Source organism: Escherichia albertii (assembly GCF_028622335.1).
GTDB classification, from domain to species: domain Bacteria; phylum Pseudomonadota; class Gammaproteobacteria; order Enterobacterales; family Enterobacteriaceae; genus Escherichia; species Escherichia albertii.
On sequence record NZ_CP117568.1, the window covers coordinates 2,586,695 to 2,613,062 of the forward strand.

Here is a 26,368-nt window from a genome sequence, read left to right on the forward strand (position 1 = left end):
TGTTGAAAGGGACATTAACCCCAAAGAGGACAGAGGAATGAGTGAGATTGTGATACGCCACGCTGAAACGCGCGATTACGAGGCCATTCGGCAAATCCACGCCCAGCCGGAGGTGTATTACAACACACTACAGGTGCCTCATCCTTCCGATCATATGTGGCAGGAGCGACTCGCCGATCGTCCCGGCATCAAGCAACTCGTCGCCTGCATTGATGGAGACGTCGTGGGTCATCTCACTATTGACGTGCAACAGCGCCCACGTCGTAGCCATGTTGCTGATTTTGGTATCTGCGTTGACTCGCGCTGGAAGAATCGCGGCGTCGCCAGCGCTCTGATGCGAGAAATGATTGAAATGTGCGACAACTGGTTGCGGGTAGAGCGCATTGAGCTAACGGTGTTTGTCGATAACGCGCCAGCAATTAAGGTCTATAAAAAATTCGGCTTTGAGATTGAAGGGACTGGCAAGAAGTACGCATTGCGTAATGGCGAATATGTTGATGCGTATTATATGGCGCGGATGAAATAGAGAATTTGCAATCTAAGGTTGTTATTTAAGCCCTCTCCCGGTAGGCGAGAGGGCTTAAGAGATTAATACCCCGCCGTTAAATCATCCACCGAGCGCGGGTCGGATGCGCCGTATAACTCACCGTCCGGCCCAACCATAATGCTTTGCGTACTGCCCATCGCCTCTTTCAGCGCCACTTTCTGACCTTTTGCTTCCAGCAGCTTGATCGTATCCGGGCTAAACCCCTTCTCGACACGCAGCTCGTCCGGCAGCCACTGATGGTGGAAACGCGGCGCATTGGTCGCTTCGGCGACATTCATACCATAATCGATGCTGTTCACTACCATTTGCAGCACAGTAGTGATGATCCGGCTACCGCCAGGGCTACCGGTCACCAGCCAGGTTTTACCGTCTTTCACTACAATGGTTGGTGACATCGATGACAGCGGACGTTTATTCGGCCCGACGGCGTTGGCATCACCGCCCACCAGCCCGTAAACGTTCGGTACGCCTGGTTTGGCGGAGAAATCATCCATCTGATTATTAAGCAAAATACCGCTCTCGCCCGCGACAATGCCCGTACCAAAGGTGGTGTTCAGCGTATAGGTCACCGCCACGGCGTTACCGTCTTTATCCACCACTGAGTAATGGGTAGTTTGGTTACTCTCATAAGGCGCAAGCTTGCCAGGACGAATTTCGCTGGATGGCTTCGCTTTATTGATATCGATTTGATCGGCAATAGATTTGGCATAGGCTTTATTGGTCAGCGCCTGCCACGGTACTTTGACAAAATCCGGGTCGCCAAGATATTCCGAGCGGTCGGCGTAGGCATGTTTCTCGGCTTCAGCCATGATTTGCATCGCATCGGCACTGCCAAAGCCGTATTTCTTCATATCGAAGTTTTCCAGAATATTGAGGATTTGTACGATATGAATCCCGCCGGAAGATGGCGGTGGCATGGAGTAAACCTGATACCCGCGATAATCGCCGCTTATTGGTGTGCGTTCGACCGCTTTATACGCGGCTAAATCTTCCTTAGTGATCAAGCCACCGTTTTTCTGCATCTCCTGGGCGATCTGCTCTGCTATCGTGCCTTTGTAGAATTCGTCCGGGCCATTTTCGGCAATCATCTCCAGGCTCTTTGCCAGATTTGCCTGCACCAGTTTGTCACCCTTTTTCAGCGGCTCGCCCTCTTTCCAGAAGATAGCCTTGCTGTTTTCGTGATTTGGCAGCACTTCGCTACCGTAGGTTTTGAGATCGTCAGCCAGCGCGTCATTAACAATAAAACCATCGCGTGCCAGTTTAAACGCCGGCTGCACGACTTTGTTCAGCGGCATGGTGCCATATTTATCCAGCGCCAGCGAGAAGCCCGCGACCGTGCCCGGCGTGCCGGAGGCCAGATGCGAAGTGAGTGATTTTTTGTTGTCCGGGTTGCCCTGATCATCAAGGAACATATCGCGGGTCGCTTTGGCGGGTGCCATCTCACGGAAATCGATAGCGGTGGTATTGCCATCTTTAGTGCGGATCAGCATAAAACCGCCACCGCCCAGATTCCCCGCCTGCGGATGCGTTACCGCCAGCGCGTAGCCCACCGCCACGGCGGCATCAACGGCATTCCCGCCCTGCTTAAGAATATCCACCCCCACCTGAGTGGCAGTGGCATCCACAGACGCCACCATCCCCTGTTTCGCACGTACAGGATGGAAAACATCTTCTTCCACACCATATGAAACGGGAGACGGCGCAGGCGGTGCAGCGATAACACTAAAACAACATCCTGAGAGCAGAGCAGCGATAGCCACCCGGCGTAAAAACGTCGGTCTTATCATCGTTATTCTCCAGAGATTAAGGGGCAACCCCAGCTAAGCCTGGTATATAACTCTGAATTGATCCTGATGATTACAGGAAAGGAGTAAACTTAAGAGATATCTTCAGAGGAGGATACGCGATGAAACGACTTCTGATTCTTACGGCACTGTTACCGTTTGTCTGCTTTGCACAGCCCATTAATACTCTGAATAACCCGAACCTGCCGGGATATCAGATCCCCAGCCAGCAGCGGATGCAAACCCAAATGCAAACGCAACAAATCCAGCAAAAAGGGATGCTAAACCAGCAATTGAAAACACAGACTCAGTTACAGCAACAGCATTTAGAAAACCAGATTAATAGCAACTCCCAGCGGGTATTGCAGTCACAGCCGGGGGAGCTAAATCCCGCCCGGCAGCATATGCTGCAAGAGAGGAGAAACGGCGACATGCTGAATCCGCCCAGCACGTCGCAACCTGACATACCGCTGAAAACTATTGGGCCGTAAAGTTCGGACCAATCGCGTCAATCGCATCAGTACAGATGCAATCCACGCCCCAGCGCAGCAACTCTGCCGCGCGCTGGGGTTTGTTGACGGTATACACCAGAATCCGTAATCCCGCGTCTTTCAACTGCATCACTCGCGCTTTACCGAGTAACTTATAATTGAGATGAATGGAGACGCAGCCCAGCCGCATAGTCAGTTCGCGCCAGTCGTCGCGCCACTCATCAAGCAACAAACCGCGCGGCAGTTCTGGTACTGCCTGTTGTGCAGCTTCTAAAGCATCAATCTCAAACGATGACAGCAGCGGCGGCGTCATACCAGCCCACAGATCGCGTGCCGCCAGTGCCACCCTTTTGCCCGTCAACGGCCCGGTGCCGGTGGTGGGTTTGATTTCAATATTCGCCATCATCCCGTATTCACGGCAGCGTTCCGCTACTTGCGAAAGCAACGGCAGCGGCTCGCCTTTAAACGCTTTGCTGTACCAACTGCCTGCATCCACGCGCAGTAAATCCTGCCAGTTCAGTTCGCCCGCCACGCCCCAGCCATTGCTGGTACGTTCGAGATTGTCGTCATGGAGCAAGAAGATCTCACCATCTTTCGATAACTTCGCGTCAAATTCGATCATCTTATGACCGTATTTTGCCCCCACGTCGATTGCCGCCAGGGTGTTTTCTGGGGCCAGTTTACCGCCGCCACGATGGGCGACGATGCGGGGATAAGGCCAGTTACTCATACTCGTTGTCCTGTTTCACCATCAAAAAGATGTAGCTGATTTTCCGGCAGATGCAGCCACAGCGTACTGCCTGCCGTCGGGCGTTCCTGATGCGCCAACCGCACCACCAGCTTCTGTTCGCCCCAGCGCCCGTGCGCCAGGTTATCTGCGCCGAGGATCTCCAGCGTGTCCATCACCAGTGGTATGCCGCCTTCTGCCTGCGAGCTTAACGCAATATGTTCCGGGCGAATGCCGAGGGTCATTTTACGTCCGGCATACTGACGGTAGCCACCGTTTAGCGGCAGCGCGATGCCGCCGTCCAGTTCGAAATGCGTGCCTGCGTTATTCACGCGGCCTGCCAGCAGGTTCATCGCCGGACTGCCGATAAAACTCGCCACAAACAGACTGGCGGGCTTTTCGTAAACTTCAACCGGCGTGCCAATCTGTTCGGCAACGCCGCCATTCATCACCATTACCCGTTGGGCAAGCGTCATCGCCTCAACCTGATCGTGGGTGACGTAGAGCGATGTCGTTTTCAGGCGGCGGTGTAATTGTTGTAATTCAAGGCGCATCTGCACGCGCAGCTTAGCGTCGAGGTTAGAGAGTGGCTCATCAAACAGGAACACTGCCGGCTCGCGCACAATCGCACGCCCCATCGCCACACGTTGGCGCTGACCGCCAGAAAGCTCGCGCGGGCGGCGCTTGAGCAGGCCGTCCAGCTCCAGAATTCGCGCCGCTTCTTTGACGCGCTCGGCTATTTGTTGCTTGCCCATGCCGCGAATTTTCAGCCCCCACGCCATGTTTTCTTCGACGCTCATATGCGGATAGAGCGCGTAGTTCTGGAACACCATCGCAATCCCGCGATCTTTCGGCTCCATTTCAGTGACACACTTGCGGTCAATCCAGATATCACCCGTCGTTACCCGCTCCAGCCCGGCGACCATGCGCAGCAGCGTGGATTTCCCGCAGCCAGACGGCCCGACCATCACGATAAATTCACCATCTGCCACATCGAGGGTCAGCGGTTTAATGACCTGGGTTTTGCCATCCCAGCTTTTGGTTACTGCCTGTAATTTCAGTCCTGCCATCTTATTTCTCACTATCGACCAGGCCGCGCACAAAGGCACGCTGCATCACTAAAACAATCACTACTGGTGGGATCAGGGTTAACAACATTGCCGCCATCACCGAATTCCATTCCGTGGTGCCTTCGCCTGTAGCGATCATCCCTTTGATCCCTGCCACGGTGGTACCGAGATCCACGTCGGTAATAATCAACAACGGCCACAAATACTGGTTCCAGCCGTAGATAAAGGTGATCACAAATAGCGCCGCCAGATTGGTTTTCGACAGCGGAAAAACGATGTCGCAAAAGAAACGCATTGGCGACGCGCCGTCGATCCGCGCGGCTTCCACCAGTTCATCCGGTAGGGTCATAAAGAACTGGCGAAACAGAAACGTGGCGGTCGCCGAGGCCATCAGCGGCAGCGTTAAACCTGCGTAGCTGTCGAGCATTTTCAGGTTGGCGATGACTTCCACCGTCGGGAAGATACGCACTTCAACCGGCAGCATCAGGGTGATAAAAATCATCCAGAAGAAGAGGTTACGTAGCGGAAAACGAAACCAGACAATGGCAAATGCTGAGAGCATCGAAACGGTAATTTTGCCGAGCGTAATGCTGAACGCCATCACGAAGCTGTTAAGCAACATCCGCCAGAACGGCGCGCTATTCGTGCCGACTCCGTTTACCCAAATGTTGTGGATGTTTTCCAGCAGATGCGTGCCGGGGATGAGCGTCATCGGCGCGGCGTAGACTTCTTGTTTATCCAGCGTCGCCGCGACAAACGCCACGTACAGCGGGAAGAGGATCACCGCGATCCCAAGGATCAGCATGGTATGGCTGAATATTGTCAGCCACGGACGGTTCTCAATCATTGGTAACGCACCTTGCTTTCAACATAGCGGAACTGCACCACCGTCAGCACGATGACGAGGAACATCAACACTACCGACTGCGCGGCAGACGAAGCCAGATCCAGTCCAGTAAAGCCTTCACGGTAGATCTTATAAATCAGCGTCGTGGTGGCCTGAACCGGCCCGCCGGACGTAGCGGCATCGATCACCGGGAAGGTATCGAAGAAGGCGTATACCAGGTTCACCACCAACAGGAAGAAACTCACCGGGGCGATAAGCGGCAGCGCAATCTTAAAGAAGCGGCGAATTGGGCCTGCACCATCGATGGCTGCGGCTTCGATCAACGAACGGGGAATGGATTGCAGCGCGGCATAGAAGAACAGAAAGTTGTAGCTGATTTGTTTCCACACCGAAGCAAACACCACCAGGAACATCGCCTGACCACTGTTTTGTGCGTGGTTCCAGTCATAGCCGAACTCAGCGAGAAAATGGGTAATCAGCCCGCGGCCGGGATTAAACAAAAATATCCACAATACGGCGGCAACGGCGGGGGCCACGGCATATGGCAGCAGCATTAAGGTTTGATAGAAACGGCTGCCGCGCACGATGTACTCCACCAGCGCCGCAAAGAACAGCGACACCAGCAAACCGCTGACGGTGACAAAGGTGCTAAATTTTATCGTCGTCCAGAAGGCGTCGAGATAGTAACTGTCATGGAACAGCGCGACGAAATTATCCAGGCCGACAAACTGGCTGGAGAAACCAAACGGATCGACGCTTTGCAGCGAGTACCACAACGCTTCGCCCGCAGGCCAGATAAAAAAGATAACGGTGATGATGAGCTGCGGCGCGACCAGCAAATAAGGCAGCCAGCGCGAGCGAAACACCGGGCGGGATGATGACATTACGGTTAATTCCTGAACTGTGCCGGATGCGCTTCGCTTATCCGGCCTACACGCGATGACAGGTCAGATAAGCAAAACACATCCGGCATTTCACTGGTTAAGACTTCGTCGATTTCTCAAAGCGGCGCAGCAACTGATCCCCACGCTCAACGGCGGTATCCAGCGCCTGCTGTGGCGTCTTCTTACCGGTCCACACGCTCTCCAGCTCTTCATCCACAATCACGCGGATTTGCGGCATGTTGCCCAGACGCAGCCCTTTGGTGAACGGCAACGGCGGCTTGTTCAGCATCTGACGCGTGGCGATATCCGCCCCTGGGTTTTTCTCGTAAAAGCCTTGTTCACGGGTCAGGTCATAAGCCGCTTTGGTGATTGGCAGATAACCGGTTTTCTGATGCCACTCGGCAGCGTTTTCCGGCTTCGCGAGGAAGTCGAGAAACTTCGCCACGCCGATGTAAGTTTCTTTATCTTTGCCCTGCATCACCCACAGACTGGCTCCGCCGATAATGGCGTTTTGCGGCGCATCTTTCGCGTCCGCGTCGTAAGGCATCATGCCGACACCGTAGTTAAATTTGGCGTACTCACGAATGTTGGCAAGAGAACCTGAAGAGGCGGTCGTCATCGCACAATCACCGTTATAGAACTTCTCGGTGGATTCATCCTTACGCCCGACGTAGCTGAAATCACCCTTCTTGTTCATCTCTTCGAGCATGGCGATGTGTTTCACCTGCTCCGGCTTGTTGAACTCCAGCACGGCATCTGTGCCATCAAAGCCGTTGTTTTTGCTGGCAAACGGCAAACCGTTCCAGGCGCTAAAGTTTTCCAGTTGGATCCAGCCCTGCCAGCCGCTGGCGTAGCCGCACTTCATACCAGAGGCTTTCAGTTTCGCGGCATAGTCCGCCAGATCCTGCCAGGTTTTCGGCGGCTGTTCCGGGTCTAACCCCGCTTTCTTGAAGGCGTCTTTGTTGTAATAGAGAACAGGAGTCGAGCTGTTGAACGGCTGGGAGAGTAAGTGTCCGGTTTTGCTGTCGGAGTAGTAACCGGAAATCGTTGGCACAAACTGCGACTCATCGAAGTTAATCCCCGCCTCTTTAAACACGTCATACACCGGTTTAATGGCTTTCGACGCCATCATGGTGGCGGTGCCAACTTCATAAACTTGCAAAATAGCCGGAGCGTTGCCGGTGCGGAATGCGGCAATCCCCGCACTTAAATTCTGTTCGTAGTTGCCTTTATAGGTCGGTACGATTTTGTAATCCGGGTTTTCGGCGTTAAAACGCTGGGCCAGAGAGTCCACCTCTTTACCCAGTTCCCCTTCCATAGAATGCCAGAACGGAATAGTCGTCACTGCCTGCGCATTTGCCATTAAAGCCACTCCGAGCGCCAGTGCTGAAGCTGTATAACGTAACGGTTTCATTGATTATCTCTCTTGTTGTACCGAATGCGTGAATTCACGCGTTTTATGCTCGCGGGGTAACATGACATGCTCGAATTACAGAAAAATAACTATTTTGTTACATTTTTAAGATAGTAAGGTGTCAGAGAGATGACAAGGCAGTGACGACGCGGGGAAAGGAAAATGGGAGATGGGGCACGGATAAGCAGGAAAAAGAGAAGATCTGTGTCAAACGCTACAGATTGTAGATAACGTGTTTATCGTTTCATGCCGGATGCGGCGTAAATGCCTTATCCGGCCTACAGGAGCGATATTTTCCAATTTTAACAAAAGGTTACCCACAGACAGGTCTAACAGCAAAGACAATTTTTATCGCACCACACTCTGCTTCAGCCGTTCATTGGCGGTCTTAATCCATTCCCGGTGGTGTTTTCTATAATGAGGTCTTGAACGTTTAGCCGTATCAACCACAGCAACATACTGCTCATTGGCTTCACGGAGTCGGTTCATTTTTGCCAGCATCTCCGCATAATAAATACGCGCCTGCGGGCCTGAGTAATAAGAAATTAATACCTCAAACTCACTTTCCGCATCAGTATATTTTTCCTGTGCCGCTAACGCTCTGGCGAATAACAGATGCCCTTCTGCCGACTGAAAATCAGGGTTATAGCGCATCACATCTTCCAGCGTCTGCTGACAGGCGGCGAACTCCTGAATGGCAAATTGCGCCTGCGCCAGACTTAACATCATTACCGCTTCATGGGCGAATATCCCGCCTAACGCCTGCTGATAATGGGGAACAGCTTCGTGGTAGCGTTCGAGGCGCGCCAGTTCGTTGGCAAGTTGATAGTGGTTTTGATTCGTCTCGGCAATCGCCAGCTCTTCGGTTAATTTGCGCAGGTGGCGTTCCGGGTTGATTTTGTCCTGCAAACGCATCAGCAAGGAACGCCCATGACGGTCAGCTCCGGTTTCTGGCAACATCACCAGGACAAAATATGCCACGCAGCCAATCACCGGAAAAAAGAAGATGATAAAAATCCAGTATCTCTCTTGTCCGGTACGATAAGCGTGAATACAGCACAGCAGTTCAAGCATAACGATAACAGCGTAATGCATGGGAGGGACCTTTCCGTGGCAAAAATATGAGGTCTGGTTTTAATCCTCCCGACCCGTTGAAACAAGTCTGTATACGGACGAAGTTCATTGATTGCCCACGACCGGATTTAACAGCTATCCCCCGGTGTATGACTGAATAAAGACAATGGCATAGCCCACGAGCAGTACGCTTGCACCAAGTAGTAAGTTTATTTTTTTATCCGCTAGCCATAAGGCAATGACTGGGAAAATAAGTACTCCCAGCCCTCGCAAAGGTTCAAATGTTATTCCAACCCAACCTGCGTACAGCCAGGCGCTAAAATAGACGATCAGCGTGCTGCACGATTTATCGTTTTCGTCTGAAGAACTCCATCGCAAAACAACCGCGCAGCAAAATAGCTTTAAAAAGACCGTTAAGAAATCCATTCTCTTACATCCAGCCAAATCTTCTGACATCGATACTGGGCGCATTTAACCCCTACAGCCAGCAGCAAATCAGTCCGAATCAAGATTCGCTTTTTGCAGTGCCGTCCAGAACACCATCAGGCAGTAAACAGTTATCCCCCCAAATACGCGCTTCTGACCGCCTCGTTCGCCAGCAGCGCATCGCCGGTGTCTTCGAGCACGACGTGGCCGTTTTCCAGCACGTAGCCGCGATCCGCCAGCTTCAGCGCCTGGTTGGCGTTCTGCTCGACGAGGAAAATGGTCATCCCCTGCTCGCGCAATTGCTCGATGGTGTCGAAAATTTGCTGGATGATAATCGGCGCCAGTCCGAGCGAGGGTTCATCAAGCAGTAGCAAACGCGGATTGCTCATCAACGCACGACCAATCGCCAGCATCTGCTGTTCACCACCGGACATAGTGCCCGCTCGCTGAATACGACGCTCATGCAAACGTGGAAATAGTTCATAGACCCACTTTATGCGCTCCTGGAACTGGTCACGTTCGGCAAAGAAGCCGCCCATCGCCAGGTTCTCTTCCACCGTCATGCGTGAGAAGACGCGACGTCCTTCCGGGACAATCGCCACCGCTTCGCGCATGATTTTCGCCGTCTGCCAGTCGGTAATGTCTTTATCATCAAACACAATTCGCCCACTGGTGGCGCGCGGGTCGCCGCATAACGTGCCCAGCAGTGTCGTTTTCCCCGCACCGTTTGCACCAATCAGGGTGACAATCTCGCCCTGATTGATATGCAGACTCACCTCATGCAGCGCCTGGATTTTGCCGTAGTGGGCGCTGACTTTGTCAAAGGACAACATGACTTTTTCCATCTTATGCCTCACCTAAATAGGCACGGATCACGTCCGGGTTATTACGGATCTGCTCCGGCGTACCGTTTGCCAGTGGCGTCCCCTGATTGACCACGTAAATTCTGTCTGAAATACCCATCACCAGCTTCATATCGTGTTCAATCAACAAGATAGTGGTGTTGTGATGATTGCGCAGTTCGGCAATCAGCTCATCCAGCTCTTTCGTCTCTTTCGGGTTAAGACCTGCTGCCGGTTCGTCGAGCATTAAAATCTCCGGCTGCGTCACCATACAGCGGGCAATCTCAAGACGGCGCTGGTCGCCATAGGCCAGGTTGCTCGCCTGGCGGTTGGCGTGTTCCAGCAAACCAATGCGCTCAAGCCAGGTGGCGGCGCGGTCGAGGGCTTCGCTCTGGGCGCGACGGAAAGAAGGCGTTTTCAACAGGCCAGAGAACAGCCCGGTTTTCAGTTGCTGATGCTGCGCCACCAGCAAGTTTTCAATCACCGTCATTTCACGGAACAGACGCACATGCTGGAAGGTGCGCACCACGCCCATGCGGGCGATTTGCTGGCCGGGCAAACCTTCCAGATGCTGATCGCGCAGTAAAATAGTGCCGCCGGTGGGTTTGTAGAATCCGGTCAGGCAGTTGAAGACCGTGGTTTTTCCGGCACCGTTAGGGCCGATTAACGAGACGATCTCCTGCGGGTACAGTTCAAGATTGACGTTGTTCACCGCCAGCAGGCCGCCGAAGCGCATCATCAGGCCGTTAACAGATAATAATGGCTGACTCATGCCTGCTCTCCTTTCGCTGCGCCGTTTTTCAGCTTGAGTTGCGGGCGCGTCATGGGCAGCAAGCCCTGCGGACGCCAGATCATCATCAGCACCATCAAACCACCGAGCATTAACATGCTGTATTCGTTGAAATCACGCATCAACTCGCGCGACACCACCAGCAAAATTGCCGCCAGAATCACCGCGAACTGCGATCCCATACCACCGAGCACCACTATCGCCAGCACAAACGCCGATTCGGCAAAGGTGAAGGATTCCGGGCTGACAAAACCCTGGCGCGCCGCGAACAACGTTCCGGCAAAACCCGCAAACGCGGCGCTGATGGTAAAGGCGGTCAGCTTGATACGACGCGGACTTAAGCCCAGCGAACGGCAGGCGATCTCGTCTTCTCGCAACGCTTCCCACGCACGGCCCAGCGGCATTCGCAGCAAACGGTTAATAACGAACAAAGAAAACACCACCAGCAGCAACGCCACCAGGTAGAGGAAGATGACGCGATCGGACGGATCGTATTTCAGGCCAAAGAAATTGCTGAAAGTATCCCAGCCGCCTTCACGGGCAGTACGACTAAATTCGAGGCCAAAAAAGGTCGGTTTCGGGATCTGACTAATGCCATTCGGGCCGCCGGTAATTTCAGTGTTATTAAGCAGCAATATGCGCACAATTTCACCGAAACCGAGGGTAACGATCGCCAGATAGTCACCGCGCAAACGCAGTACCGGAAAGCCGAGCAAAAAGCCTGCCGCCGCCGCCATTAACCCGGCAATCGGCAGACAGGTCCAGAAGCCCAGACCGTAATAGTGATTGAGCAGCGCAAAAGTGTAAGCGCCGATGGCGTAAAAGCCGCCGTACCCCAGCACCAGCAGACCAGAAAGCCCCACCACCACGTTCAGCCCGAGACCGAGAATAATGTAGATCATGGTCAGAGTGGCGATATCCACCGTCCCACGCGACACCATAAACGGCCACGCCACCGCAAGAACCAGCAGCGCTACAAGGAACAGTTTCTGTTTCACCGTGGAGCCATCAATCGCAGGCAGAATAAACTTCGGCCCGGAAACGCTTTTCAACCCTTTCTGGAAAGCAGGTCGCACAAGCTGGAAGAAAAAGACCACCGCCGTGCCAATAAACACCCATTCCCAACGAACATCCGAAGCGCTGCCGACCACCAGTTTGGTGCCGTCCAGCTCCAGTTGCACGCCCATAAAGACGCCCGCGAGGACAAAGAACATGGCAGCAGAGAGCAGCGCCATTGCAATATGCATCAGTTTCATACTTTCTCTACCTCCGGGCGACCCAGAATACCGGTCGGCATCACCAGCAGCACCAGAATCAGCAGGGCGAATGAGACCACATCTTTATATTCCGTACTCAGATAGGCAGAAGAGAGCGCCTCCGCAATCCCCAGAATCAGGCCGCCAATCATCGCCCCTGGAATACTGCCAATTCCGCCGAGCACCGCTGCGGTAAAGGCTTTCATTCCGGCCATAAAGCCGATGTAGGGGTTAATTACGCCGTAGAACTGACCGAGCAGAACGCCCGCCACCGCTGCCATCGCCGCGCCAATCACAAAAGTCAGCGCAATCACCCGGTCGGTGTTGATACCGAGCAGGCTCGCCATTTTCAGATCTTCTGCGCAGGCACGACAGGCGCGCCCCATGCGGGAGTAGCGAATGAAAATCGTCAGCGCCAGCATGGCAAGGAAGGTGACAATCCAGATCACCGCCTGCATGGTAGTAATAGAGGCGGAGAAGTTTTCGCTATGACCCACCACCCACTGACCGTTAAACAGGCTGGGCAGCGCCACGTCGCGCGAACCTTCGGTCAGACTGACGTAGTTTTGCAGGAAGATAGACATGCCGATTGCGGAAATCAGGGCAATCAAACGCTTAGAGTTTCGCACCGGGCGATAGGCCACCCGTTCAATACTCCAGCCGTAGGCGCTGGCAATGACGATTGCGCCGACAAATCCCGCCGCCACCAACAGCCACCCGGTATCAATACCCATCATCATCAGCGCGGCGATGATCATAAAAGAGACGTAGCTGCCAATCATATAAACCTCGCCGTGGGCGAAGTTGATCATGCCGATAATGCCGTAAACCATGGTGTAGCCGATGGCTATCAGCGCGTAGGTACTGCCCAGCGTGACGCCGTTAAACATCTGCTGCAAGAAATACAAAAACTGCTCAGACATAAGGTAACCTTTCTAAACCCGCCCGTTTTTCACGGGCGGCGGGATGATCACTTGGCTGCCGTGGATGAACCGTCGGCGTGCCACTGGAAGACACCAAAATCAAATCCCTTAAGATCGCCTTTTTCATCCCAGTTCAGCGGCCCAATCACGGTATTTGCACCGTTAGCTTTTAAATCTTTCACCAGCGCCAGCGGCTCATCGCTGCCGGTACGCTCAAGAGCAGTCGCCAGAGATTGCACCGCCGCGTAGGTGATCCAGACATATGGCCCGGACGGATCTTTCTTGTCAGCTTTCAGCGCATCAACAATGCCCTGGTTTGCCGGATCCATGTCATAGCGTTTTGGCATGGTGACCAACATGCCTTCGGCAGCATCGCCAGCAATATTCGACAGCGACGCATTACCCACGCCTTCTGGTCCCATAAACTGGGTTTTCAGGCCGACGGAACGGGCCTGGCGCAGCATCTGCCCCATTTCAGGGTAGTAACCGCCGTAATAAACAAAATCGATATTCTCTTTTTTCAGGCGAGCAATTAGTGCGGAGAAATCTTTTTCCCCGGCGGTAATGCCGTCGAAGAAGACGATGTTGGCGTTAGCTGCTTTCAGCTCGTCCTGCACCGAACGCGCCAGCCCTTCGCCATACTGTTGTTTATCGTGAATGATGGCGATGCGCTGAGGTTTCACTTTTTCAAGAATATACTTTGCGGCAGTCGGCCCCTGGTAAGAATCCAGCCCGGCAGTACGCATGATGTGTTGATAACCGCGCTGGGTCAGTTCCGGGTTGGTTGCCCCCGGCGAGATCATCAGAATACCTTCGTCTTCGTAGATATCTGATGCAGGTTGGGTAGAGGAGGAACACAGATGGCCAATAACGTATTTAATGCCGTCGTTAACGATTTTATTGGCGACCGCAACGGCTTGTTTCGGGTCGCAGGCGTCATCATATTCCACGCCAACCAGTTTATCGCCCTTAATTCCCCCTTTGGCATTAATGTCTTTAATGGCCTGGCGCGCGCCGTTAAATTCCATATCGCCCCACTGGGCAACCGGGCCAGACATTGCGCCGACAACGGCAACTTTAATATCGTCAGCCAACGCGGTGTGTGATATTGCCAGTGCAATCATCCCTGCGATGATCGTTTTCGCATTCCGTTTCATTATTCAAAATCCCCATTCGTGATGTAGTGCTGCTTTGTTTTTATGTGTCAAAAAATCAAACTGTTCTACTTTTATGTCGCGCAGCTTTTATCTGCCTGATTAAGAGCTTAGCGCAAGATTTCGTATTAAAAACGACTAAAATCCCTATTTTTCAGTAAATTAAGAACAGATAATATTCTGGGTTTATTGATAGATAAACAGAAAAAAGCACCGTTGTCAGCATAAAATAACGGCATAGAGGGTGGAATAATTCACTACCATTCAGGGGATTATGCTGGACAATTTTCATTCCCTGCTGTTTTTAATTTGTAATTATTGCTGAAAAAAAATTAATCACCTGCCAAAAGAAAGAAAAAAGAGAAAGCCTCCGATTAAATTATTTCGCTACACTGGTTCCACTTTTGTGATTTACACGGGTTACCCATGAAGCTGACCATCATTCGATTAGAAAACTTTAGCGACCAGGACCGAATTGACCTGCAAAAGATCTGGCCGGAGTATTCCCCTTCCTCTTTGCTGGTTGACGATAATCATCGCATCTATGCCGCGCGTTTTAACGATCGCCTGCTCGCGGCCGTGCGGGTGACCTTAAGCGGCACCGAGGGGGCACTGGATTCTCTGCGCGTGCGGGAAGTCACCCGACGTCGTGGTGTAGGGCAATATCTGCTGGAAGAGGTGCTGCGTAATAATCCTGGTATTTCATGCTGGTGGATGGCGGATGCAGGCGTGGAAGATCGCGGCGTAATGGCGGCGTTTATGCAGGCACTGGGGTTTACGGCGCAACAGGGCGGCTGGGAGAAGCGTTAATCGCTCTGTGTAAAAAGCAGTTCAATGGATTTGGTTGGGAAAAATAACGCATTTTCGTTTTCTCCAACCAACGGGATAAAGCCCAGCGACTGATAAAACGTATGGGCTTTTTCATTCAGAGCCTCGACAAAAAGACCGTGAATACCTACCGCTAATGAGGCTGACCAGACGACTTTCATGGCATGAGCAACCAGTGTTGCTCCCCATCCCTGCCCCTGTAATGAACGATCAATTGCCAGACGCCCAAGAGTGACGCTGGGAATATTTTTGTAGGGAATTTTTTTCTGTTTCGATTTCGAGGGCAGTGCGGCTCGTTCAAAACAACTGCCGGATAATGTGTAATATCCCAGGACCTGACGTTCTGGAGTGTTGCGGCAAAGGATATACGCTCGCAAAATTTTATTGCGATGTTGACGAACCAGATGTGTCGTCAGAAAGAGATTTAACGCTTCCTCGCCGCAGTCGAATCGCTGTAGATCATAATCTGCATCATCGGTCAGAATCTCTATCGTCAGATCATCCATAAATTATTACATTCCCTGAAGACGTTTTGCCGCACGTTTTAACTTTTCACCTGGTGACGGTGGATTACTCAGCGCATCCATCACCCGCGTCCAGGATTCCTCATTGAGAATCATCCGCCGATGCTGTTCAATCACTTCCGCAGCTCGCTGCGAAGCGCTGTTCAACATAAATTGGCTGACGGATTGATTAGATATCGCTGCCGCTTCCTCAATCATACTTTTGTCATCGTCAGTTAAACGCAGATCGATACGCTGCTTTTTAACAGCAGACATGTGAACTCTCCTGCTCCATATAATATGTACGGCATATCACCGTACAATAAGCATATCCTGGATTGTTTAATCTTTCTACAACCATTTCGACAAACACAAAAAAACCCGATGGCAGTTCAGCGCATCGGGCATTCTCATTTATCTATCCGTTACTTCGCATCGGTCGCCGTGCCATTGGCGTGCCAGTCAAATACGCCGAACTCAAAGCCTTTCAGGTCGCCTTTCTCATCCCAGGTCAGCGGTCCCATCACGGTATCAACTGAGTTCGCTTTCAGGTATTTGGCGATTTCAGCCGGATCGTCAGACTGATTCAACCCTGCCTGCAAAGATTGCAGCGCCGCGTAGGTGGTCCAGACAAACGCGCCGCTTGGGTCCTGCTTTTTCGCTTTGATCGCGTCAACAATCGGTTTGTTCGCCGGAACCTGATCGTAGTTCTTCGGCTTAGTTACCAGCAACCCTTCCGCTGACTCGCCCGCGATATTAGACAGCGAGACGTTCGCTACGCCTTCTGGCCCCATAAACTGAGTTTTAAGTCCTGCCGCGCGTGCCTGACGCAGGATCTGCCCCATTTCCGGGTGGTAACCGCCGTAGTAAACGAAATCGATATTTTCTTTCTTCAAACGCGCCACCAGCGTCGAGAAATCTTTTTCTCCGGCGGTGATACCATCAAAGAACACCACGTTAGCATTGCCTTTCTTCAGGCCGTCCTGCACCGCTCGTGCCAGACCTTCGCCGTACTGTTGTTTGTCGTGAACGATAGCAATGCGCTGCGGTTTCACTTTCTCAAGAATATATTTCGCCGCCGTCGGTCCCTGGTCTGAGTCCAGGCCGGTGGTGCGCAAAATCAACTTATAGCCACGAGCAGTCAGCTCTGGCGCAGTTGCCGCTGGGGTAATCATTAAAATGCCTTCGTCTTCATAGATATCAGACGCAGGTTGTGTTGATGAAGAGCAGAGGTGACCAATGACATATTTAATGCCGTCGTTAACGACTTTGTTCGCCACTGCGACGGCCTGTTTCGGGTCACAAGCATCGTCATATTTTACGATTTGCAGTTTGTTACCTTTAATACCACCTTTGGCGTTGATATCAGCAACTGCCTGCTCTGCGCCAGTAAACTCCTGATCACCGTACTGGGCCACCGGGCCAGACATCGCGCCCACAACCGCGACTTTAATATCTTCCGCCAGAGCCATATTGCTGAACGCCAGCGCGATACATCCTGCCAGTAACGCTTTACCCTTCATATTCATCCTGTGGTTCCCCATTCTTCTGGTTATTACGTGTGTTGTGATGTTGTTGTTCAGCACTTTATTTCGTTTTATGCATGACTACCCGTGCTTTGGCAGCATACTCTGCTAAAACATACCTCATTTTTCAGAATTTGAAACAAAAATTCAATAAAAACACAACAATAAAGACGCCACTGTAATTTTTAGAGTTTTGCTTATTTATATCTGTAATAAATAAATACCCCCATTTTATTTTCTGTATTTATGTTCCAACGTATAGAAATATATTTATCTAAAGAATATAAAAACCTACAAACCATTATCGGCGATAATGATTAACAGATTACTTTCCATATTTTTTATTGCAAAAAGTTTATTAGCAATTTTAGCTAATACCATCAACTGTGATCTTGCTAACATCTTCGTCAATTTGAATTAATATAAAATCACAGACCAAGGATTTATAAATGCAATGATACGGATTTAATCATTCACAACATGAATAGATATATTCTATCATGTCATATAAAAGGAACTTATCATTTGAACCAGTTTAATATTATTATTCTGACACATGGCGAAGCTGGAAATGCTCTATTATCCAGTAGTGAGATGATTGTTGGTAAAACACCAAATTCTACGGCAATTTCGTTGCAACCCGGAATGTCGCCAGAAACGCTTATGCAACAAGTGAAAGCCATACTCAGGACCGACACCGAAACAGTTATATTTACCGATATTTATGGCGGGACGCCCTCAAATATTGCCTTCCTTCTTTCCAAAGATTTTCCTATCCGCTGTATCAGTGGTGTCAATCTGGCAATGTTAATTGAAGCTAACATGTTACAGGATTCTGGTGAAGAACTTAGTCTGGAAGAATTCGTTCAGCATGTACATGATGCCGGTAAAGAGATGATTCAAAGTTATCGTTTTAATAAAGGATGATAAATCATGAGTATAGTTCATGCCCGCATTGATTACCGTTTGATTCACGGACAAGTCATCACAAAATGGTTAAAAAGGAGTGATGCTAATAAAATAATTGTCATTGATGATCCCCTGTCACGCGATTCTTTCCTGGCTGAAGTCTATAAGATGGCAGCACCAAGTGGTGTTGAAGTAATAATGACGTCCATTGAAGATACGTTACAACGCTGGAATAACAATAACTTTTATGAAGGTAAGTTATTAATTCTTTTTAAATCGATCGATTCTGCATTAAAAACTATACAAGGTGGTTTAATGTTAGATGAATTACAGGTCGGCGGCGTTGAAAATACGCCAGGGAGAAAAATAGTTTTCAACCAAATATCACTCAATCACGAAGATGCCGATAAGCTTCAAATCATTGAAGATAAGAACATAAAAGTTTATTTCCAAACTATTCCTGAAGAAGATCCTGCTAGCCTACAAAAAATCAAAAGTAAGTTATCTTAATTAAGGAAAGAAACTTATGACTATTTTTACAGCAGCAATCATTGCCCTGGTATATTGGATATCCCAGGCAAAAGTATGGTACGGTTTTTCTATTATGCGTATGCCATTATCGATAGCACCTATCATGGGACTGATCTTTAATGATATGCCAACCGCTTTATCTGTTGGGGCCACTCTGCAGATGATCTATATCGGGAGTATTGCCCCTGGCGGAAACCCTCCTGCCGATGAAGGTTTAGCCTCATGTATAGCAATCCCAATCGCACTTACTGCAGGTATTAAGCCAGAAATTGCTATCTCTTTAGCTATTCCTCTGGGATTGCTAGGCGTGGTTCTGGAAAACGTACGTAAAACACTGAATACTACATTTGTCCACATGGCTGACCGCTACGCAGAAAAAGGGGATATCAAAGGTATCCAACGCGCAGCTACAATATATCCTCTCTTGTTGGCTTTTCCGATGCGTTTTGTGCCGGTATTCATCGCCTGCCTGTATGGCCCGGATGCCATTGCCGCCTTTGTAAACCTGCTCCCCGCCTGGTCAACGAATGGCCTGGCAATTGCCGGTAATATTCTACCCGCTTTAGGCTTCGCAATAACCATCATTGTTATCGGCAAAAAACAGTATATCCCTCTGTTCATTATTGGCTTTTTCCTCGTGACCTATTCAGGTTTGAATACCATTGGCGTCTCTATTTTTGGACTTTGTGCCGTCCTCTTATATATGCAGTCACAAAATGCAAAAGGAACTAAAAATGGATAATACAATTGAGTCAGGATGCTCAGAATCCTCACCTATTACAAAAAGAGATGTTCAGATTGTCTGGCTAAAATGGCATGCGTTCTCTGAAACATCGTTGAACTTCGAACGTTTACAAGCGCTGGCATTTTGCAATGCCATGACTGGCGTATTAGCGAAGCTATATCCAGATGAAAACGATCTCGCCAAAGCCCTACAGCGCCATTTAACAATGTTCAACACTCAGGCTAACTGGGGATCGGTTATCGCTGGTATTAGTATTGCGCTGGAGGAAAAAGCAGCTCAGGAATCAGAAGAACAACGTGACTCAACAACACAACTTGTTACTGGATTAAAAACAGGTCTTATGGGGCCGGTATCGGGGATTGGTGACACGTTAGACTTTGGTACATTGCGTCCCATTGTTATTGGCGTCTGTATTCCTTTTGTTATTCAGGGGTACGTTATTGCCGCACTTCTGCCATTAATTTATCAGGTTGTTTATATGTTCTTCGCCAGCCGATTTTCACTTAATATTGGTTATAAAAAGGGAAAAGAATCGATCCTGGAAATTCTACATTCCGGTAGCATTCATCGAATCATTGAAGGCGCAGGCATGTTCGGTCTACTCATGATGGGAGCGCTCTCCGCAACATATGTAAAAATTAAAACACCATTGCACATTACGACGGGCGGCGGAAACACTATCATCTTGCAGGATATGCTGGATAAAATTGTTCCTAATTTGCTGCCGCTTGTCGCCGTACTGGGCATCTATTTTTATATACAAAAATGTGGACCACATTTCTTACGTATCCTGGTGACCATTTTGGTCTTAAGTCTGGCGTTCTCTTTCTTTGGTTTTTTATAAAATGAAAAAAATAATTATCACGCCACGACCTTTCGTGGGTAAAGGAAAGGTTTATATTGAAAACCTGCAATCTGCGGGTTATGACGTTGAATGTAATACTAGTGGAAACCGTTATAGTAAAGAAGAGCTTATCGAAAAAATTAAAGATGCCGATGCCATTATCACCGGCAACGATCCTTTAGACAGAGACGTTCTAGAACAAGCAACAAAACTGAAAGTTATTTCAAAATATGGTGTCGGTCTAGATAATATTGATGTCGATTACGCGAATAGAAAAGATATTGTTGTGCATAAAGCCCTCTGTGCTAATGCTATTTCCGTTGCAGAGATGACTATTCTGATGATGCTTTCCAGTGCCAGGAAGTATGTTGAAATAGAAAATCAGGCCAGAAATGGAAATGACGTCAGACTTGTCGGTCACGAGTTATATCAAAAAACGTTGGGGTTAATTGGCCTCGGTGCAATAGGGCAACACGTCGCCCGCATCGCTCATACACTAGGAATGTGCATTATTGCCTACGACCCCTATATTAATAAAAGCCAGATTCCTGACTATATAATACTTAAATCACTGGATGAAATATATCAGTGTAGCGATATCCTCTCTCTTCATTTACCTTTACTGGACAATACCCGTAACCTGATTGATGGCTCTGTATTTGAGAAGATGAAACCTTCGGCTATTTTGATTAACACCGCCAGAGGAGGATTAATTGATGAAGAAAGTTTATATATAGCTCTCACTAATCATAAAATCGCTTTTATCAGCGAAGATATTGAACTGAAAGAACGTTCAGAAAAAATTAAAAATTTAAAAAACTATTCCATTACCCCACATGCCGCTTCATTTACCGATGAGGCCGATCACAATACGATGAAAATTTCTATTAAAAACGTTCTACAAGAACTGGAGAAGGAATAATGAAAGAGCTTAAAGGGATTATTACCGCGATGGTGACGCCTTTCGATGAAACGGAAAAAATGGATATTCCGGCAGCGAAAAATATGGCGCGTTGGTTAGTTGATAAGGGAGTTCATGGCTTGTTTATTTGCGGAACTAATGGTGAATTCCATTTGCTATCCGATGATGAAAAAGTTGAGCTGACCAAAGCCGTTGTCGAAGAGGTTGGCGGCGAAGTGACCATTTGTGCAGGTGCAGGTTGTTGTAGCACAAAACAAACTATCGAATTAACAAAAAGACTTGTCAATGCCGGCGCCGATTACATTTCCGTTGTCACGCCATACTATCTGGTACCAAATCAGGAAGATTTATATCGGCACTATCGTGATATTGCAAACAGCACAACAGCCCCCATCATTCTTTATAACTTACCAGGCCAAACTGGATTAAGCATCGAATACGAAACGGCAAACCGCTTAGCTGATATCGAAAACATCGTGGCAATCAAAGATAGCAGTGGCAAATTCGAAGTCCAGAAACAGTATCTGGAAATCGCTAAACACAAAAACTTTAAGGTATTAAACGGTTCAGATTCGTTAATGCTGGATGCTTTTAAAGAAGGTTCTGTGGCGGCTGTTGCTGCAACGTCAAACGTCCTGCCGACTATTGAAGTCGACTTATATAACTACTTTATGGCTGGCGAACTGGATAAGGCACAGGAAGAGCGTAACAAGATGGATGCACTGCGCATGACCATTAAAAAAATGACCGCACCTGCGGTAATGAAAAAAGCGTTAAATCTGATGGGCGTACAGGCAGGTATTACCCGCAGACCAATTCATATGCCAAACGAGGCGATCATTGAAGACATCAAGGAAATGTTGAAAAGCTATAACTTCCTGTAACGGATAAATGCCGAATACATCTTAGTCGGTAAAACCGCAAAAAACAAAAACCCCCGGACTCACATCCAGGGGTTATCAGATACAACTCAACGCGTTGTGGGATTACGCTTCAATAGCAGCGCGAAGTTTTTTCATCGCGTTCTTTTCCAACTGGCGCACACGCTCAGCGGAAACACCGTAACGGTCAGCCAATTCCTGCAACGTAGATTTGTTGTCTTCGTCCAGCCAGCGCGCGCGGATGATGTCCTGGCTACGTTCGTCCAGACCTTGCATCGCATCAGTCAGACGGTTTGCCGCCTGCTCTTCCCAGTTATCATCTTCAATGCCATCGGCAAAGTTAGATGATTTATCCTGCAGATAGAGCACCGGAGCCATCGGCTGGCTGTCGGAATCGTCGTCGGAAGACAGGTCAAAGGTCATGTCCTGTGCCGCCATACGCGATTCCATCTCACGTACGTCTTTGCTGGTTACGCCCAGTTCACGGGCCACCATTTCAACCTCATCCTGATTAAACCAGCCCAAACGCTGCTTGGTTTTACGCAGGTTGAAGAACAGTTTGCGCTGCGCTTTGGTGGTCGCAACTTTAACGATACGCCAGTTACGCAGAACGTATTCGTGGATCTCTGCTTTGATCCAGTGGACGGCGAAGGAGACCAGGCGCACCCCCACTTCGGGGTTGAAACGGCGCACGGCTTTCATCAGGCCGATATTACCTTCCTGAATTAAATCCGCCTGTGGCAGGCCATAGCCCGCATAATTACGAGCAATATGAACAACAAACCGCAGGTGAGACAGGATCAGCGTTTTAGCTGCTTCCAGATCGCCATGGTAATGCAGCTTTTCAGCCAGCGCCCGCTCCTCGTCAGCCGATAACATCGGCCACGCATTAGCCGCCCGGATGTAAGAATCCAGGTTGCCAACAGGGGCTAAAGCTAAACTTTGCATTTTGTCAGTCATTCAAATCCTCTCAATCGATATCTTCTGGCGCTTCAGTGGTAGCAACAACTGTGCCAGAGCTTAAGAGCAACGAGATTATCATTCACAGTTTTATCAGACCGTGATTTTATCCACAAGTTCAATGCTGGTTTGTGAATAAATTACGCACAAAATGTGACATATAGAGATGAAATACCGGGAAGAGACAACGGGGTCTCTTTCCCTGCTACGGAACCCATTGCAGGGAAAGAGTATAGCACGCTTTTATTATTCCGGCGTAAAGTGGCGTAAATGTTGCACCGTGGCAAGCCACGCTGCCACCCAGCCAATCATTGAACACACCAGCAGCAACAGCAGACATTCATCGAACGATAAGCCATTGATATCAAACTTCGTTCCGAAAACCTGTGCCACTTCCGCAACCGCCGATGACAAACGCAGTACCAAAATTTCCGACAAAATTAATGACAGCAATGCGCCGGAAAATCCCAGCAATGCGCCACCATAAAGGAACGGGCGGAGGATGAAACCATCCGTCGCACCAATCAGTTTCTGCACGTTAATAGAATCGCGGCGGGCAAAAATGCTCAGACGCACACTGTTGCCGATGACCAGGAACACTGCCGCAACCATCAGCACGCCGATCATTGCCGAAACACGTCCGACCAACCCGGTTAGCGCCGTCAGGCGGGCAAACCAGCTATCGTCCATTCGTACTTCATCAATTCCGTTAATCTGCATGATGCGATCGCGCAGCGTATTCAGTGACTCCGTACCCTGAAAATCCAGTTTCGGGATCACCACAGCCACCGCCGGAAGTGGGTTTTCCTCCAGCATATCGAGAGCGCCGCCAAAGCCAGACCAGTTACGGAACTCGCCTAACGCATCCTCGCGCGACAGGTAATTGACCTTCTCAACGCCCTGCTCGGCCTGTAACTGCGCTACCACACCCGCTGCGGCGTCATCGTCCAGCGTTTTTTGCAGATAGACGGTAATTTGCGGTGATGGGTAGTACTGCGTCGCCGCCTGGTTAACGTTTTTGTACACCATATAACAAACGCTTGGCAGCGTCAGAGAGATGGCGATCACCATCACCGTCAAAAATGTGGCAAACGGCTTGCTTTTCAGATCCTGCAAGGCGCCGTGAAACGCATAACGTACTTGTTCGTTGAAAACGTTGGTTTTGCGATTTACCGGTTTTGGCGAGGATTTCGCTCGTTTCGGCGCGTTACGACCACCGTCGCCAGAGCCACCGACTGATTTACGGAAGCGATCCAGACGCCCGCCAAACTGCCGAATATGATTGATTGCATCGCGTTTATTCATGGGGCACGCCTCCATGCAAGTGACCATCGCTCAAGGTCAGCATGCGATAGGAACGCCGTGCAATCAGGTTGATGTCGTGCGTTGCCATCAATACCGTTACTCCAACGCGGTTAAACTCTTCAAATAGCCGTAAAATCCCTTCAGACAACGCGTCATCCAGGTTACCAGTCGGTTCGTCCGCCAGCAGTACCGCGGGCTTGTTCACCACCGCGCGGGCAATGCCAACACGCTGTTGTTCACCGCCGGAAAGCTGAATCGGAAAGTTCTTCGCTTTGTCCAGTAGACCGACTTTATCCAGCGCAGCCGACACGCGGCGACGGATGTCGTCACCGCTGGCACCGGCAATAATGAGCGGGATCGCCACGTTATCGTAGACGGTACGGTCCATCAGCAGATGGTGATCCTGAAAAATCATACCGATCTGACGACGCAGAAATGGCACCTCGCGATTTTTCAGTCGCGTGATGTCATGGCCGCTAAACCAGATTTTCCCAGCACTGGGCCGCTCAATCCCACAAATCAGCTTCAGGAGGGTACTTTTCCCTGCGCCGGAATGACCGGTCAGAAACGCCATCTCACCCGGCTGCATATGGAACGTCACGCCCTGCAGCGCTTGCCTCCCACCGAGATAAGCCTTGCTGACATGTTCAAAGCGAATCATTGTTAATCCTCTCGGGCAAAAAGTGCCTCAATAAAGTCGTCCGCTTTAAACGGACGCAAATCCTCAATACGTTCGCCGACACCAATGTAGCGGATAGGAATACCAAACTGGTCAGCCACCGAGAAAATTACCCCACCTTTCGCTGTACCGTCCAGTTTCGTCAACGTAATGCCGGTTAAACCAACCGCTTCGTGGAACAGTTTGGCCTGGCTTACCGCATTCTGCCCGGTGCTGGCGTCAATTGTCAGCATAACTTCATGCGGGGCTTCAACGTCGAGCTTCTTCATCACGCGGACGATTTTCTTCAGCTCTTCCATCAGGTGCGATTTGTTCTGCAAACGTCCGGCGGTATCGGCAATTAATACGTCGATGTTACGTGCCTTCGCAGCCTGAATGGCATCGAAGATAACAGAGGCAGAATCGGCACCAGTATGCTGAGCAATCACCGGAATATTGTTGCGCTGGCCCCAGACCTGAAGCTGTTCAACCGCTGCCGCACGGAAGGTATCGCCCGCCGCCAGCATCACCGATTTACCCTGCTGCTCAAACTGACGCGCCAGCTTACCGATAGTGGTGGTTTTACCCACGCCGTTAACGCCTACCATCAGGATCACAAACGGCGCTTTGCCTTCGACGTTAAGCGGTTCATCGACTTTTGCCAGAATCTCGCCCATCTCTTCTTTCAACAGGCCGTAGAGCGCCTCAGCATCGCGAAGTTGCTTGCGGGTCGCGCCTTCGGTCAGATTAGTGATGATTTTGCGCGTAGTTTCCACACCCACGTCGGCAATGAGCAGTTGTTCTTCCAGCTCTTCAAACAGATCATCGTCGATTTTTTTGCCACGGAACAGGCTGATAAATCCTGAACCGAGGTTTTCTTTAGTCTTCAGAAGGCTGCGTTTCAGGCGTGCGAAGAAACCTTCTTTGGTTGGTTTTTCCTGCTCCTGGGCAATTTCTTCAACCAGCGGCTCTTCTTCTACCGCAGGAACAAGCTCCACCGCCTCTTCTGCGGCTTCATCAGCCAACGCCTGCGCTTCCAGCTCTTCGTCGGCAATCTCTTCTTTTGCCGCTTCTTCTTCCGCCGCGTCGACAATCTCCACCGTTTCTGCTTCTGCCTGCCATTCTTCTGGCGAAATCTCTTCGGCTTTGACTTCTTCCGGCAGCGGTTGCTCTTCACGCTCACTAGCTACAGGCACAGGTGTGGCTTCAGATTCAACTACCGGTTCCGGCTCTGCAATAACTTCCGGTTCGCTAACCGCTTCCGGCTGCGCTTTTTCGTTTTCGGCAACCTGTTCAGTGACTTGAACGACGTCGGCAGCGAAAGTTTCCGCCTCTGCTTCAGTATGTGTCTGAGGCAGCTCTTCTGTAGGCTGTTCAGCGACCTTCGCAGGCTCTTGCGCCTGAACGGTCTCTTCTACAACCGGTTGATCGTTCTGGACTTCTGTCTCTTTTTCCGGGGTCTGCTCTTTTTGACCAAAGCCCAGCCAGGAAAAAAAGCCACGTTTTTTTTCTTTCGCCATCTGCGAC

29 protein-coding genes are annotated in these 26,368 nt (G+C 50.1%); 9 read left to right on the forward strand and 20 right to left on the reverse strand.

Going from position 1 to position 26,368, the window contains the following annotated elements; translation table 11 throughout:
• Nucleotides 1–37: 37 nt before the first annotated feature.
• Entirely contained in the window at nt 38–526 is a 489-nt protein-coding gene (yhhY, locus tag PS053_RS12615; protein ID WP_002460223.1) for an N-acetyltransferase, read from the forward strand.
• Nucleotides 527–588: 62 nt separating this feature from the next.
• Here yhhY and ggt read toward each other — a convergent pair whose 3' ends face one another.
• Complete coding sequence (ggt, locus tag PS053_RS12620; RefSeq protein WP_059235664.1) at nt 589–2,334, reverse strand: gamma-glutamyltransferase; 1,746 nt, start codon at nt 2,332–2,334, stop codon at nt 589–591.
• Nucleotides 2,335–2,453: 119 nt separating this feature from the next.
• Here ggt and PS053_RS12625 point away from each other — a divergent pair, with 119 nt between their 5' ends.
• On the forward strand, nt 2,454–2,822 hold the full coding sequence (locus PS053_RS12625; protein ID WP_000825988.1) for a DUF2756 family protein: 369 nt from the start codon (nt 2,454–2,456) through the stop codon (nt 2,820–2,822).
• Here PS053_RS12625 and ugpQ read toward each other — a convergent pair.
• The 12 genes from ugpQ to livK form a co-directional block, all read right to left on the reverse strand.
• Entirely contained in the window at nt 2,809–3,552 is a 744-nt protein-coding gene (ugpQ, locus tag PS053_RS12630; protein ID WP_256879192.1) for a glycerophosphodiester phosphodiesterase, read from the reverse strand. The two genes, PS053_RS12625 and ugpQ, sit on opposite strands and share 14 nt — an antisense overlap.
• Nucleotides 3,549–4,619 carry a sn-glycerol 3-phosphate ABC transporter ATP binding protein UgpC gene (gene ugpC, locus PS053_RS12635; protein ID WP_256879193.1) on the reverse strand — a complete coding sequence of 357 codons (1,071 nt, stop codon included), beginning with the start codon at nt 4,617–4,619 and terminating at the stop codon, nt 3,549–3,551. Before ugpC ends, ugpQ begins: the two co-directional genes overlap by 4 nt.
• Before the next feature lies 1 nt (nt 4,620).
• Nucleotides 4,621–5,466 carry a sn-glycerol-3-phosphate ABC transporter permease UgpE gene (gene ugpE / locus PS053_RS12640; RefSeq protein ID WP_000572183.1) on the reverse strand — a complete coding sequence of 282 codons (846 nt, stop codon included), beginning with the start codon at nt 5,464–5,466 and terminating at the stop codon, nt 4,621–4,623.
• The gene (gene ugpA, locus PS053_RS12645; protein WP_000099274.1) at nt 5,463–6,350 is read right to left on the reverse strand and encodes a sn-glycerol-3-phosphate ABC transporter permease UgpA; all 888 of its coding nucleotides are present in this window, start codon (nt 6,348–6,350) and stop codon (nt 5,463–5,465) included. Before ugpA ends, ugpE begins: the two co-directional genes overlap by 4 nt.
• 97 nt (nt 6,351–6,447) lie before the next feature.
• The gene (gene ugpB / locus PS053_RS12650; protein ID WP_000803590.1) at nt 6,448–7,764 is read right to left on the reverse strand and encodes a sn-glycerol-3-phosphate ABC transporter substrate-binding protein UgpB; all 1,317 of its coding nucleotides are present in this window, start codon (nt 7,762–7,764) and stop codon (nt 6,448–6,450) included.
• A 348-nt stretch (nt 7,765–8,112) separates the two neighbouring features.
• The gene (locus PS053_RS12655; RefSeq protein ID WP_000558826.1) at nt 8,113–8,859 is read right to left on the reverse strand and encodes a PLDc N-terminal domain-containing protein; all 747 of its coding nucleotides are present in this window, start codon (nt 8,857–8,859) and stop codon (nt 8,113–8,115) included.
• 114 nt (nt 8,860–8,973) lie between these two features.
• Nucleotides 8,974–9,264, reverse strand: coding sequence for a hypothetical protein (locus PS053_RS12660; RefSeq protein WP_000346991.1), 291 nt, complete (start codon nt 9,262–9,264; stop codon nt 8,974–8,976).
• Nucleotides 9,265–9,395: 131 nt separating this feature from the next.
• Entirely contained in the window at nt 9,396–10,109 is a 714-nt protein-coding gene (livF, locus tag PS053_RS12665) for a high-affinity branched-chain amino acid ABC transporter ATP-binding protein LivF (protein ID WP_000416890.1), read from the reverse strand.
• A gap of 1 nt (nt 10,110) precedes the next feature.
• Complete coding sequence (livG, locus tag PS053_RS12670) at nt 10,111–10,878, reverse strand: high-affinity branched-chain amino acid ABC transporter ATP-binding protein LivG (protein WP_000082101.1); 768 nt, start codon at nt 10,876–10,878, stop codon at nt 10,111–10,113.
• Nucleotides 10,875–12,152, reverse strand: a complete 1,278-nt coding sequence (livM, locus tag PS053_RS12675) for a branched chain amino acid ABC transporter permease LivM (protein WP_256879194.1) — start codon at nt 12,150–12,152, stop codon at nt 10,875–10,877. The genes livG and livM overlap by 4 nt, the downstream gene beginning before the upstream one ends.
• A complete protein-coding gene (livH, locus tag PS053_RS12680; RefSeq protein WP_001295111.1) occupies nt 12,149–13,075 on the reverse strand; it encodes a high-affinity branched-chain amino acid ABC transporter permease LivH in 927 nt (308 codons plus the stop codon). The genes livM and livH overlap by 4 nt, the downstream gene beginning before the upstream one ends.
• A gap of 47 nt (nt 13,076–13,122) precedes the next feature.
• Complete coding sequence (livK, locus tag PS053_RS12685; protein ID WP_256879195.1) at nt 13,123–14,232, reverse strand: high-affinity branched-chain amino acid ABC transporter substrate-binding protein LivK; 1,110 nt, start codon at nt 14,230–14,232, stop codon at nt 13,123–13,125.
• Nucleotides 14,233–14,655: 423 nt separating this feature from the next.
• Here livK and panM point away from each other — a divergent pair, with 423 nt between their 5' ends.
• Complete coding sequence (gene panM, locus PS053_RS12690) at nt 14,656–15,039, forward strand: aspartate 1-decarboxylase autocleavage activator PanM (protein WP_000778774.1); 384 nt, start codon at nt 14,656–14,658, stop codon at nt 15,037–15,039.
• On the opposite strand, the gene ataT is transcribed toward panM, so the two are convergent.
• The 3 genes from ataT to livJ form a co-directional block, all read right to left on the reverse strand.
• Entirely contained in the window at nt 15,036–15,563 is a 528-nt protein-coding gene (gene ataT, locus PS053_RS12695; RefSeq protein WP_000342453.1) for a type II toxin-antitoxin system toxin acetyltransferase AtaT, read from the reverse strand. The genes panM and ataT overlap by 4 nt on opposite strands.
• 6 nt (nt 15,564–15,569) lie before the next feature.
• On the reverse strand, nt 15,570–15,836 hold the full coding sequence (ataR, locus tag PS053_RS12700) for a type II toxin-antitoxin system antitoxin AtaR (RefSeq protein WP_001277106.1): 267 nt from the start codon (nt 15,834–15,836) through the stop codon (nt 15,570–15,572).
• Between the two features lie 149 nt (nt 15,837–15,985).
• A complete protein-coding gene (gene livJ / locus PS053_RS12705) occupies nt 15,986–17,089 on the reverse strand; it encodes a branched chain amino acid ABC transporter substrate-binding protein LivJ (protein WP_010319184.1) in 1,104 nt (367 codons plus the stop codon).
• A gap of 522 nt (nt 17,090–17,611) precedes the next feature.
• On the opposite strand from livJ, the gene PS053_RS12710 reads away from it, so the two are divergent.
• From PS053_RS12710 to dapA, 6 genes are read left to right on the forward strand one after another with little or no spacing between them, the layout of a single operon-like run.
• The gene (locus PS053_RS12710; RefSeq protein WP_001071334.1) at nt 17,612–18,013 is read left to right on the forward strand and encodes a PTS sugar transporter subunit IIA; all 402 of its coding nucleotides are present in this window, start codon (nt 17,612–17,614) and stop codon (nt 18,011–18,013) included.
• A 6-nt stretch (nt 18,014–18,019) separates the two neighbouring features.
• Nucleotides 18,020–18,505 carry a PTS sugar transporter subunit IIB gene (locus PS053_RS12715; RefSeq protein ID WP_000029259.1) on the forward strand — a complete coding sequence of 162 codons (486 nt, stop codon included), beginning with the start codon at nt 18,020–18,022 and terminating at the stop codon, nt 18,503–18,505.
• Nucleotides 18,506–18,521: 16 nt separating this feature from the next.
• Nucleotides 18,522–19,268, forward strand: a complete 747-nt coding sequence (locus PS053_RS12720) for a PTS mannose/fructose/sorbose/N-acetylgalactosamine transporter subunit IIC (RefSeq protein WP_000151888.1) — start codon at nt 18,522–18,524, stop codon at nt 19,266–19,268.
• Nucleotides 19,261–20,115 carry a PTS system mannose/fructose/sorbose family transporter subunit IID gene (locus tag PS053_RS12725; RefSeq protein ID WP_000370584.1) on the forward strand — a complete coding sequence of 285 codons (855 nt, stop codon included), beginning with the start codon at nt 19,261–19,263 and terminating at the stop codon, nt 20,113–20,115. Before PS053_RS12720 ends, PS053_RS12725 begins: the two co-directional genes overlap by 8 nt.
• Nucleotide 20,116: 1 nt before the next feature.
• A complete protein-coding gene (locus PS053_RS12730) occupies nt 20,117–21,037 on the forward strand; it encodes a phosphoglycerate dehydrogenase (protein ID WP_256879196.1) in 921 nt (306 codons plus the stop codon).
• Nucleotides 21,037–21,921 (forward strand): 4-hydroxy-tetrahydrodipicolinate synthase, encoded by an 885-nt coding sequence (gene dapA / locus PS053_RS12735; RefSeq protein ID WP_000661261.1) that lies wholly within the window; start codon nt 21,037–21,039, stop codon nt 21,919–21,921. The genes PS053_RS12730 and dapA overlap by 1 nt, the downstream gene beginning before the upstream one ends.
• A 102-nt stretch (nt 21,922–22,023) precedes the next feature.
• On the opposite strand, the gene rpoH is transcribed toward dapA, so the two are convergent.
• The 4 genes from rpoH to ftsY all read right to left on the reverse strand — a co-directional run bounded on the left by rpoH (nt 22,024) and on the right by ftsY (nt 26,361).
• Nucleotides 22,024–22,878: an RNA polymerase sigma factor RpoH gene (rpoH, locus tag PS053_RS12740; protein WP_000130217.1), complete on the reverse strand. Its 855-nt coding sequence runs from the start codon at nt 22,876–22,878 to the stop codon at nt 22,024–22,026.
• 246 nt (nt 22,879–23,124) lie between these two features.
• Nucleotides 23,125–24,183 (reverse strand): permease-like cell division protein FtsX, encoded by a 1,059-nt coding sequence (ftsX, locus tag PS053_RS12745; protein WP_001042000.1) that lies wholly within the window; start codon nt 24,181–24,183, stop codon nt 23,125–23,127.
• Complete coding sequence (gene ftsE, locus PS053_RS12750) at nt 24,176–24,844, reverse strand: cell division ATP-binding protein FtsE (RefSeq protein ID WP_000617720.1); 669 nt, start codon at nt 24,842–24,844, stop codon at nt 24,176–24,178. Before ftsE ends, ftsX begins: the two co-directional genes overlap by 8 nt.
• 2 nt (nt 24,845–24,846) lie before the next feature.
• Nucleotides 24,847–26,361, reverse strand: a complete 1,515-nt coding sequence (gene ftsY, locus PS053_RS12755; protein WP_059216835.1) for a signal recognition particle-docking protein FtsY — start codon at nt 26,359–26,361, stop codon at nt 24,847–24,849.
• Between the last annotated feature and the right edge of the window lie 7 nt (nt 26,362–26,368).